Here is a 10805-nt window from a genome sequence, read left to right as displayed (position 1 = left end):
TGCTGCCCACCTCCGCACGTATCGATCCCATTCGCTAGCAGCCCAGCCTCTCGCGTGTCAACGTCATCCGCGACGGTACTGATCGGATGCTTACCCTACCGTCGCGCGAAGCCCGGCAGAACCTGACGGAGTTAGCACCACCGCTGCAGCGCAGTGTTTCTATGGCGCGGCTATCGCGCCTTTGTGTCGTCCCGGCCCACTTACGGCAGCAGAATCGTCGAACCCGTAGTGCGGCGGCTTTCGAGTGCGATGTGCGCCTCCGCGACTTCGGACAACGGATAGCGCTGGTTGATACTGGTCTTAACCTTGCCCGATATCAGCATGTCAAACAGCTCCGCCGACATCGATTCATAGTCGCTGCGTTGGGCGATATACGTATACAAAGTCGGGCGGGTGAAGAAGAGCGAACCGCGTCCGGTGAATTCGGAGGAATCGATCAGTGGCAACGGACCCGATGCACTGCCGAAACTGACGAACAGGCCGAGCGGTGCGAGGCAGTCGAGCGAGGCCGTAAACGTGTCCTTGCCGATCGAGTCGTAGACAACCGGCACACCCGCACCGTTGGTGATCTCGCGCACACGGCTGGTGAAATTCTCGCGCGTATAGACGATCGCATGGTCGCAACCATGCGCCTTGGCGATCTCCGCCTTTTCGTCCGAACCCACCGTGCCGATTACCGTCGCGCCCAGTGCCTTGGCCCATTGGCACATCAACAAGCCGACGCCGCCCGCGGCCGCCTGGATCAGGATCGTGTCGCCCGCCGTCACTCTATAGATCCGACGAACCAGATATTGTGCGGTAAGGCCCTGGAGCATGACGGAGGCGCCCTGCTCGTAGCTCAGCGCACCCGGCAGCTTGACGACCTGAGCCGCCGGTAACACGCGTTCCTGAGCGTAGGCACCCGGTGAACGTGTCACATACGCGACGCGGTCGCCCACTTTCAGACCCACGACACCGGCGCCCACCGCGGTGATCTCACCCGCTGCTTCCATGCCGTTGCCGCTTGGCAGTTGCGATGGGTACCGACCGATGCGGACATAGACGTCGATATAGTTCAGGCCGACCGCATGTTGCTTGATGCGGATCTCGCCGTTACCCGGCTCACCTACCTCGACATCGACCCACTTCATCACCTCGGGGCCGCCTACCTTGTCGAAAAGAATGGCTTTGACCATCTAGTTTCTCCTATGTCGACCGAAGTTAGGCCGTGTTCACAAATAGTGGCCCAAACGGTCAGGCAAGGAACGCGGACACAAAATAGCTGTCGGTGAGCTTGTCATATCGAGGACCAGACTGCCAATATTATGTTGTTCTTTCGCAAAATTAGGACCAACTTAATGTCATACGTATGATGCCAATATGGCATATATAGGTCTTTCTGACGAGTTTTGTTGGTACATTCCATGATGAAATTTTTAGTATATCTAACAAAATTTTCACGATGATCAGCCAACCAGTTCCGTAGTGCAAATCGTAGACGGTGGAGAGGAGAGATGCTAACGGATCGGTTCGACGCGAGCGGAGGACGGCAGCGGCGATGCGATATTCCACGGCAGCAACTCGTCGATACGGTCGATGAAATGCGCACAGGGGTCTACGGTGGTGATTTGATGAGAGCGGAGAGCCTTATGTCAACGCTCTGCAGGCGAGAATAAAAAGACACTAACCGGGTAACAGAAATAGCTAGGAGTTAATCATTGATATGGTGCAGCTATTGATATGGTGCAGCGCTGGAAGGCGTGCGCCATATCAATCACGCGGATCAAGGCACCAATAGTCTCGTAAGCAAGCAGTTCTACAATCGGAATCCTCCGCGAAAGAGAGGACTCGTGCCCCGCCCCCGCTTGTTGCAGAGATGCGTTCCGCGCACACCGTGGCCCCTCAAACGCAATAACATCGCGGCGGAACATGGGATGGAAGTCACTAACGTGCACGCGCCCCCGGAACTGACCCTAGTGTATTTTTGCGACTGTCTAGCGGCGGTCGGCTGCCTCAAATTTACGCACATCACAAAGAGTCCTAAAAGCCGCGCAGTTCACCTGCCGACATCAGCAAGACGGCAATCCTCCGTATGAGCCGATGACCGACGAACCGTGGTTCGACTCGGCTGATGAAAGCACGAAAAATAAATATCAAGGACACCATCAGATGATCACAAATTCAAGTCTTTTCCAAGTTTATCCTCTCGGTCCGTTGCGAAGCCATGGGTGGCGCAATGGATCTCGTGTCCAGCATGGTTTCCCCGCATCTCAACCAAGGAAAGGACGGCACAATCAATCCGCTATTGCGGTCTAGTGTGGTTCTGCCTCATATAGGTAAGCCAGTTTATAAATTTTATATTAACAGCATACCTTATCGATTAGATAAGGCAATATCTATCGCCGCGAATGGCGGGTCAACAAGACCCTTGCCGAATATCATCGGCGCATGCTGGAGTTCGCGTCTCCTACCAAGCCGCGAACTCCAGCATGCCCAAGAAACGGCCATCAGGAAGCTGAAACGATGTCTGTGAATCGCACAGATCAGACATCACTAAAGAATCAGACTACGTTCTTCTCAACGATCGGATTGTTGCTCAACACACGCGGCCAGCCAAGCGGAGCCAAATCCAGCGTTTCAAAACGCCCATTCAAAACCAATTCGCTTACGGCACGCCCAGTCGCCGGTCCGTGTTGCATCCCGTGTCCACTAAACCCATTTGCAAAAACGCAGTTTTCAACATCGGGGTGAAATCCGATAATCGCGTTATGATCGAAAACGTTGTATTCGTAGTAGCCGGACCAACTGCTCTCCACCCGAAGCGCTTCAAATTGCGGAACGCGTGCCGCCAAAGTCGGCCACACAATATCATCAAACAACGCGTGATCTACTTCGTCCAGAGGAAGATCGTCGTGATCGTTTTCCGGAGTCGGCGCGATGCCGCACAGGTAGCCGTTGCCCTCCGGCCGGAACCAGACTCCAGTCGGATCGATCAAAAGAGGAGCCCGCTCCAGTACTGCCGGAGATGAAACGTTGAAAACACTTCGGCGCCTTGCATATACAGGTAAGTCAATGTCAAGCATCCCGGCAATGTTTCTTGCCCATGGGCCAGCTGCGTTGACCAGCATACTGCAGGCATACTCTTGACCAGATGATGTCTTTACGCCTGACACCCGGCGACCGGCTCGACTCAAGCCAGTAACCTCCGAGTGAACATAGCGCGCCCCGAGCGCTTGCGCCTTTTTCTTTAGCGCTTGAAGAACGCCGTAACCATCGAACCAGCCTTCACCGGAGATACCAAAGGAACCAAACTCCAGGTCATCCACATTTAGCCACTGAAACCGATCACGCAAGCCATTACGATCTAGAAGAGCGATGTCGGCGCCGAGGCTTGTCTGAAGCGCCCAGTTTTCTTTGATGACATCAACACCCTTCTCTCCTGCAAGAAACAGGTACCCGTTCTCATGAAAATCGGCGGTAGGACTCGATCCCTCCACGTCAAGCAGTTCAGGCATCGCCCGAAGAAAGTCGAGCCCAAACAAAGACATTTGAACGGCAACAGGAGTAGAAAACTGTTGTCGGATTCCGGCGAGAGAAAGAGCAGACGAAGCGCGCACATAAGTTAGATCACGCTCCAGAACGGTGACCCGAGTACTTGGATCGCTTCGCAGGATAAAGTAAGCCGCCGAACTACCAACTACGCCACCACCCACGATAACGACTTCCTGGGACATTTAATTTTCTCCTTGCAATGTATTGGCACACCGAGGCGGATGATTAGCTGCTGTTTCACGCCTCATATCCGAGTATCGTCAAAGCAGGCAATTGCTTCTTCCCGCCTAACCCACAAAGACCTACTTCTGGTTTACGAGACCATTCTCAATATCGAGCTGCACTGCCGCCTTATCCCACATTTCAGGAATGGCGCGCACCTTTGCGTACGACATCGGACAATGGATGTCTTTTTCAGAGGCGGGCGACGAGCCAGCAACATCCACCGCGATTCGCGAATCTGAAATTGGGGTTCGTTCGGTCGGAATCATAGGCTCACCGTAACCGGCGATCGTCATAGAATTTGTCCATGTGCCCTAGTGCCCTAGTGCTCGTCAAAAACCTTTGGTTCGTTACCTTTCGTGCTCGACCGTCACGAACTGTTCGCAACGGCATTTTCACAGAGGTTTCGCAACAACAAATTATTGTCAGTCGCTCAGTAACACCTTCGCATGGATGCGGGTCTGTTACTCGATAGACCGGCAGGTTTTCACTGATCTGTACAGCTCAACGGAAAGTGTCCCTGCCACCCACCAAATCATGGCCCACACGGTTAAATCTCATGCACCTTTGGTTGTTTCCACTACGACCCATTGCCCTTGCTTCACTTGGTAAAGTGTTGAAACTGCTGATCTGATATCGCCATTGGCAAGGAAAGCAATAGGACCGGTGATCCCGGTGAATTGAATCTTTTTGATTGCCGCGTTGATATCGGCCGGATTCGTCGAATTGGCTGCTTCGATGGCATGGATCAGCACGCTGGCTGCGTCATAGCTGAACGGGCCGTAAGGGAGAAGGTCAACACCATAGGCTTTCTGGTATTTAGCAACAAACTCTTTGCCATTCGGCAGCGATGCCAGCGGCAAACCGTAGTCCCAAACCATTGCGCCTTCTGCAGCATCGCCAGCAATCTTGATAAAGCTTGCATCTGCGACCCCGCCGCCCGCAAGGAACGTCGCCTTTATTCCAAGCTGACGCATGCGTTTTACGACCAGGGCCGCCTGCGTATCACTCCCTCCGAAAAATAGCAGATCTGCATTTGTGCTCTTGATTCTCGTCAACTGGGCGCTGAAATCTACTGCCTTGTCGTTTGTGTATTCGCGGGTGACAATCGTTGCGCCGCTAGCCCGCGCCGCCTTTTCAAACTCGTCAGCTTCCCCAGCCCCGAAAGCAGTGCGGTTGTCCAAGATCGCAATCCGCTTCGCTTTGCCCTCTGTTGCTGCATACCTACCAGCCGTGCCGGAATTTTGTGCATCGGTCGGCATTACCCTGTACACCGTCGACAGACCCGCTTGGGTGATGTTCGGATTAGTCGCGGCGGGCGAAATCATTGGAATACCCGCCTTTGCGTAGATTTGGGACGTTGGAAGCGTAGTGTCCGAGGTGAAGTGCCCGATCACAGCGACAACATGGTCGTCGACGAATTGCTGAGCGACCTGAACAGCAATACGAGGATCACCCTGATCATCGGCGGAGACCAGTTCAAGCTTGATGGGCTTCCCGTTGATCGACAGCTTCTTCGCGTTGGCTTCGTCGATAGCGAGCTTCGCGGAGTTTGCACAGTCTTTGCCATAGCCAGCATACGGGCCTGTCATAGGCGCCGCTAACCCGATCTGAACTACCGTCTCCTGCGCGTTCGCGTGAGCGGACATGAAGAGGAAATGAGTAAGAAGTACGGCGCCAACCACAGGACACAGCTTGCGAAATTTTAGTAGCCTGAACATTTTTTGCGAATCCTCAGTGATCCTGAAATATATGAAGTCCGTTTGATTCTCAGATCGAGCAAAGCAGGCGTACGGACCGACTCAAGGTCCGATATGTGACTATTGGTTTGATATCGGACGCATGAGCCAATTATAGACCCCCATCTTTTTTGGCAAGAATAAAAATTTGCGTACTTAGCGCATACCCTAGTACGGCACTTCCCACTCGTCCGGAATACACACTCTGCTCATCTCCCGGACGCCCCGCGCAAGCTGAGGCGATCAAACCGAAGCAGTCTACGGGGCGACAATCATCGTGCCGGCACATGCGGCGCTGGGTCGGCAGGGTTCTGCGGCGATTACGTTTTCGGGCGAAGGTGACCAGCCGTTTCGGCAATGTGACCGGCGGCCGGGACGGAGAGGTTGTAGAAAGCTGGCAACTATTTCGGTCTCTGCCGCCGAGTAATTGGACTGGAGCATGACGAATGCCGCGCGCGCCCCGCTCAGCGCTTGAACAATTGCATCCGTATCGTCCATATCGGAAGGCTTACTTCACATCCAAGCTCCGTCCACGAACGCCCGTTGGCCTCGCCCCTTACCACCGCCCGCATCGATTCGGCCGCGCGCAGCAACGTCCGTGCGACGACGCTACCCACCTGACCCGTGATGCCCGACATATGCAAACATGCCGTCTCTCCACCAATCAAACTGTGACAAATCCGGTCCCCACGAGACGGCCTCCGCCGGACTCAAGCTATCGCCACCGACAGGACGTTAACGGGCGCGCCGCCGCAATGCATAGCGATGATCGGCGTGAACGCTCTGGACCCTGAGAGAGTGCCAAAGTAATTCACGGTCATTTCGCGAGCGCGGCGATTTTGTCTGGCCGACAAGAGCGACATCTGGATTCCGACGAATGCAGAAAACTGCTGCCGGATCCCTGCCGCATTGCCGCAGACCGCGCCGATGATGAGCAACGGCATCTCGGATTGCGTTCCCCAGAACCGTCACGGAAAGCGTGGGCTCGCTCCGCGCCAAGAAATAAATTACTGCGCAATCCCAGTCCCGCCACCATCAACGATGACGATCTTTTGAGCTCTGTAAAGGTTCGATAGACGCCTACGCCAGGTTGTTGCGCTCGCGCCAGTCCACCGGTGCAAGCGCATAGAACACGGTTGCACCGCGGCCTTCGTAGCGCAGTGACGTACCTGCGGGAATCCAAAGCACATCGCCGGGTCTTGTCTCATAGGCATGCTCGCCGACGCGCAGCGTAAGGGCCCCATCGAGCGTGAACAGCAATTCGTCGTACAGGACCGTCCATTCGATCGAGACATTGTCAAAGCGCGCGACACCCGCGCCCATGGTTTTGCTTAGTTGCGGACCAACGAGACGTGCGATCGAGGCAGATCCATTGCCTTGTTCGCCGAACGGCTCGAAAGGCATGGTGTCACGTTGAAAATGAATGACTTCGGACATGGACATCTCCATCGTTGAGTGACTGTAGACAGTCGCTGAGGGTTTGCGAAAGGAAAAATTTTTGTCTTTCAGTAAAAATATGCAGCCCTGCCGTAATCATGAAACGCGAACGGCGCGCATACCGGGAGCTGATGAGCTCAAACGGTGTTGACGTCTCGGCTGATCCTGCGAAACCGCTTCCCCGAACTGGGGCGCGCTCCGGCACTACCTCCTTCTGGCTCACCTCTGCTTCACACTCGTGCCGCTGTGCCGCGCAATGTCCCATGATTCGCTAAATTCAGCATTTGATGCCGCGGCTCCTTATTCGGGGACAACCCATGTTCAGTCAGGCCGAACCCGACGCAAGCGCGCCGAGAACCATATCCAGTTCGACCCGACCGCGGATGACTTCATCGGGGTGACTTTCGAAACCGATCCAGCCTTCGTTGAGTCCATCGAACATGCGTATCCGTAACAGCGGATGCTTCATGCCTTGCGAGCGAAACAGCGCTTCCCAAGTCTCTTTACCGGCGACCTCGGCGCGTACCGGGCGATCAAGCGCACGGGCAAAGGCCAAGGCGAGGTCGTTGGGGCTCACTCGACGCGGACCTTCGAGTTCAACGATGCGCACGCCGCTCCATGTTTGCTGGAGTAGTTCAGCCGCAACGCGGCCTACGTCGGCGGTGGAGACCATCGACACGGGCTTGTCCAGCGGCTGCAGGTAACTGGCGATGACGCCATTGTCACGAGCGGACGTGAGATCCCACGCGGCGTTTTCCATGAACCAGCACGGTCGCAGAAACGCCACCGGCATCGGCATCGCGCGCAATGCCTCCTCCATCATCGTGTGTTGTGTCAGCAGGTTGCTCTCACTAGCTTGCGCGCCGATCGTTGACAGGCAAACCACTTTTTCGGGCCGTGCCTTCAGAATCGCTGCGGACACGGCGTCGATAACCGTGCGCGCTTCGGGGAACCCGGGTGTCGGGTCGGATACCGAAGGGGGCAGGATAAAAATGCCAATCGCGCCATCGAACGCGGCGGCGAGCGCGGTAGCGTCGTCCATGCGGGCAGTAGCGAGTTCGCAACCGCGCTCCGCCCACGAAGCGGCCCGTGCGGCGTCGCGCACGACCCCTCGCACTGGGTGACCTGCCGCCATAAGTTCGCGGGCCAATGCGCTGCCGACCTTACCGGTGATTCCCGTGATTGCATACACTGCTTATTCTCCTTGCGTGAATAAATATGATGGCGCCGCGTCGAAGTACCGGCCCTCCAGCGTTCGTTCACACCGACGTGAATCCCCGAAGTGAACCGATTGTTTGTTGTGTCCCCACGGCATCGACGACATACGGAGCGGCGCCGGTTTCCGCGCGAACTCGCATCTCCGCGGCCAGCAAGTCGTGCGGGTGGCGCAGGTTGTTTCGACTCGGCCGATAGTCGGGCTGCTTTTGTGCATCGGTCGACATAACCCGATACACCGTCGACAGACCCGCTCGGGTAATGTTCGGATTGGTCGCGGCTGGCAAAATTATTAGAATTCCCGCCTTTGCGTAGATTTGGGACGCCGGAAGCGTAGTGTCCGAGGTGAAGTGCCCGATTACAGCAACGACGTGCTCGTCAACCAGTTGCTGTGCGACCTGAACAGCGATACAAGGATCTCCCTGATCATCAACCGAGACCCGTTGGAGCTTGATCGGCTGTCCATCGATTGACAGTTTCATTGGCTTCATCGGTGGCGAGCTTTGCGGAGTTCGCGGTGTCTTTGCCATATGCAACATACGGGCTGGTCATAGGCGCCGCTAACGCGATATAAACCACTATCTCTTGTGCGAACGCGTGGACAGCCGTGAAGAGAAAATGAGCAATAGGTACGAGGCCAACAACGAGACACGGCTTCCGAGATCGGCGTAGCTCGAACATTTTGCGTATCCTTTCGGGAATTCTGAAATAGAAAAAATCCACCTGATCCCACATTGCGCAACTGAAGTACACAGACCGAGCATATGTCCCATATCGGACATACGGTTTGATATGGGACCTTGAGGTAGATTATAGATACCTATCTTTTTTAGAGAAGTAAAAATTCGCAAACTTGGCGCAAACCCTTATGCTGCGCTTCCCATCTGCCTGGAAATCAGGACGATCTCGAAGAGGGCCAGCAGCGCCTGAGGCGATGGAACGGGTTCAGGCGCAGTCCTTCGACCGGAATTGCTTTCATGGCCAAGGAGTGGCGGCAAAAAAGTACGTATGCGCACAGCGTCAGGCACGCGTTGGCGCGGACGCTTACAAAGCAGTGAGCTGTCGTACCGGGTCGACCGGCGCCGGCCAGTCGATCCCTTCGAGTAGGAGGCCGAGTTATGCGCCGGTCGGCGCCATCACGCCGCCCTCGGCGCGTGGCCAAGCAAACCATCCACGCTCCAGCCGTTCGTAACATAGCTCGGAATGCAGACCTTGTCATTGCATCAGAACACCTTGTCCGCATCACTCATCCGTTCCACCAATTCGGTGAGCAGCAACTTGGGTGTATGGGTGAACGCTATAACTGGTCCGGGGCGGGTACCCACTTCCAAACGAGCTGCATCCAAAAAGTGGGACCTCATTTTGAGGTGCTTTTACGCGATACAGAAGTTGGCTGCAACGGAAGATTAATGCTCGGGCCACGACGGTCTTATACGGGTGCGGCAACCAACTCGCCCAACGCTTCCCCGCATGGCATTGTTATATCGAGTTCGCCCAGAATCCGCCAACCGCCTGAGAAACACCTGTCTCCTGGAGCGTTGCGCCGTCGATAAATCAACGTGCAATGCCCGTGGACGCTATGGGTGTACGTCTACAGCCATTTTTTGAGGACCGCAATGCTTGTTTTTGTTGACATGGTCCGATATGTGACCTAGAGTCACAATTAGGACCATTCTATTGCTACATTCTTTTGATGTCAACGAGAGTAAGGCGTGGATATTGGTCATTTCGCGGATAGAATTGTGCTGTCTGGAGTCCGGTGCATCAAGTCTTGAGGTATCCAAAAGCTTTAGCAGGCTGCGGAAATACCTTGCACTGAAGTCATCGCGACGGATAGCAAAGGCGTTGATGTAAGAACTGCACCCGCCCCCCTGGAGATCATGCGCGGCACCGACACGTTCACCGAGAGTTTGTTTTCCGTGCGCAAGCTGGATGATTTCGTTCCGAGCTCGCATCCGCTGCGCTCGATTCGCGTCATGGCGAACGAGGCGCTGGCGAAGATGGATCGGGTGTTTGCCGGAAGGTACGAGGCCGACATCAAGGGAGGCCGGCCGAGCATCGCGCCGGAGAAGCTGCTTCGGGCGATGCTGCTGCAGGTGCTGTACAGCATCCGGTCTGAACGCCAGCTCATGGAGCAAACGCAATACAACCTGCTGTTTCGGTGGTTTATTGGTCTGTCGATGGACGATGCAGTCTGGGTGCCGACGGTGTTCACGAAGAACCGCGAGCGTTTGATCCGGCACGATGCGGTGGTCGAATTCTTCAACGAAGTGCTGTGCATCGCGCAGAAGAAGAACTGGTTGTCGGGCGAGCACTTCAGCGTGGACGGCACGCTGATCCAGGCGTGGGCGGGACACAAGAGCTTCGTGCGCAAGGACGGTGACGACAGGGATAACGACGGTGGCAGCGGCGAGGGCGACTTCAAGGGCAGCAAGCGGAGCAACGAAACGCACGAGTCGAAGACCGATCCCGATGCACGGCTTTACCGCAAGGGCAAGACGGCCAGCGAATTGCGTTACATGGGCCACACGCTGACCGACAATCGCCATGGGCTGGTGGTCAATGCCCGGGTGAGCTGTGCTGACGGACATGCCGAACGTGAAGCGGCCAAGGTCATGATCAACGATGCGCGGCAAGCAGCAAACGATGCGGCTGCGCAAA

9 protein-coding genes are annotated in these 10805 nt (G+C 55.6%); 1 reads left to right on the top strand and 8 read right to left on the bottom strand.

Annotated elements, in window-relative coordinates; genetic code table 11:
- Nucleotides 1–200: 200 nt before the first annotated feature.
- The 8 genes from ABH944_RS44390 to ABH944_RS44355 form a co-directional block, all read right to left on the bottom strand.
- A complete protein-coding gene (locus ABH944_RS44390; RefSeq protein WP_404615757.1) occupies nucleotides 201–1175 on the bottom strand; it encodes a quinone oxidoreductase family protein in 975 nt (324 codons plus the stop codon).
- A 1365-nt stretch (nucleotides 1176–2540) separates the two neighbouring features.
- Entirely contained in the window at nucleotides 2541–3713 is a 1173-nt protein-coding gene (locus tag ABH944_RS44385) for an NAD(P)/FAD-dependent oxidoreductase (RefSeq protein ID WP_404615755.1), read from the bottom strand.
- Nucleotides 3714–3833: 120 nt separating this feature from the next.
- Nucleotides 3834–4049, bottom strand: a complete 216-nt coding sequence (locus ABH944_RS44380; protein ID WP_404615754.1) for a hypothetical protein — start codon at nucleotides 4047–4049, stop codon at nucleotides 3834–3836.
- Between the two features lie 261 nt (nucleotides 4050–4310).
- Nucleotides 4311–5402: a branched-chain amino acid ABC transporter substrate-binding protein gene (locus tag ABH944_RS44375; RefSeq protein ID WP_404615758.1), complete on the bottom strand. Its 1092-nt coding sequence runs from the start codon at nucleotides 5400–5402 to the stop codon at nucleotides 4311–4313.
- Nucleotides 5403–6202: 800 nt separating this feature from the next.
- Nucleotides 6203–6436 carry a Rossmann-fold NAD(P)-binding domain-containing protein gene (locus tag ABH944_RS44370; RefSeq protein ID WP_404615752.1) on the bottom strand — a complete coding sequence of 78 codons (234 nt, stop codon included), beginning with the start codon at nucleotides 6434–6436 and terminating at the stop codon, nucleotides 6203–6205.
- A 136-nt stretch (nucleotides 6437–6572) separates the two neighbouring features.
- A complete protein-coding gene (locus ABH944_RS44365) occupies nucleotides 6573–6929 on the bottom strand; it encodes an AraC family ligand binding domain-containing protein (protein ID WP_404615751.1) in 357 nt (118 codons plus the stop codon).
- 325 nt (nucleotides 6930–7254) lie between these two features.
- Nucleotides 7255–8121, bottom strand: coding sequence for an NmrA family NAD(P)-binding protein (locus ABH944_RS44360; RefSeq protein ID WP_404615750.1), 867 nt, complete (start codon nucleotides 8119–8121; stop codon nucleotides 7255–7257).
- A gap of 67 nt (nucleotides 8122–8188) precedes the next feature.
- Nucleotides 8189–8626 carry an ABC transporter substrate-binding protein gene (locus ABH944_RS44355; RefSeq protein WP_404615748.1) on the bottom strand — a complete coding sequence of 146 codons (438 nt, stop codon included), beginning with the start codon at nucleotides 8624–8626 and terminating at the stop codon, nucleotides 8189–8191.
- A gap of 1398 nt (nucleotides 8627–10024) precedes the next feature.
- Between ABH944_RS44355 and ABH944_RS44350 the strand changes: the two genes are divergently transcribed.
- A partial coding sequence (locus ABH944_RS44350; RefSeq protein WP_404615746.1) for an IS5 family transposase occupies nucleotides 10025–10805 on the top strand: 781 nt, incomplete at its 3' end.

This window comes from Caballeronia udeis, assembly GCF_044909315.1.
GTDB classification, from domain to species: Bacteria; Pseudomonadota; Gammaproteobacteria; order Burkholderiales; family Burkholderiaceae; genus Caballeronia; species Caballeronia udeis_A.
This window is presented reverse-complemented; position numbering and strand designations above follow the sequence as displayed.

Bases quoted from the DNA above. Each gene is read 5' to 3' on its own strand.
- ABH944_RS44390 (WP_404615757.1), bottom strand. From the start codon at position 1,175: ATGGTCAAAGCCATTCTTTTCGACAAGGTAGGCGGCCCCGAGGTGATG.
- ABH944_RS44385 (WP_404615755.1), bottom strand. From the start codon at position 3,713: ATGTCCCAGGAAGTCGTTATCGTGGGTGGTGGCGTAGTTGGTAGTTCG.
- ABH944_RS44380 (WP_404615754.1), bottom strand. From the start codon at position 4,049: ATGACGATCGCCGGTTACGGTGAGCCTATGATTCCGACCGAACGAACC.
- ABH944_RS44375 (WP_404615758.1), bottom strand. From the start codon at position 5,402: ATGTCCGCTCACGCGAACGCGCAGGAGACGGTAGTTCAGATCGGGTTA.
- ABH944_RS44370 (WP_404615752.1), bottom strand. From the start codon at position 6,436: ATGCCGTTGCTCATCATCGGCGCGGTCTGCGGCAATGCGGCAGGGATC.
- ABH944_RS44365 (WP_404615751.1), bottom strand. From the start codon at position 6,929: ATGTCCGAAGTCATTCATTTTCAACGTGACACCATGCCTTTCGAGCCG.
- ABH944_RS44355 (WP_404615748.1), bottom strand. From the start codon at position 8,626: ATGAAACTGTCAATCGATGGACAGCCGATCAAGCTCCAACGGGTCTCG.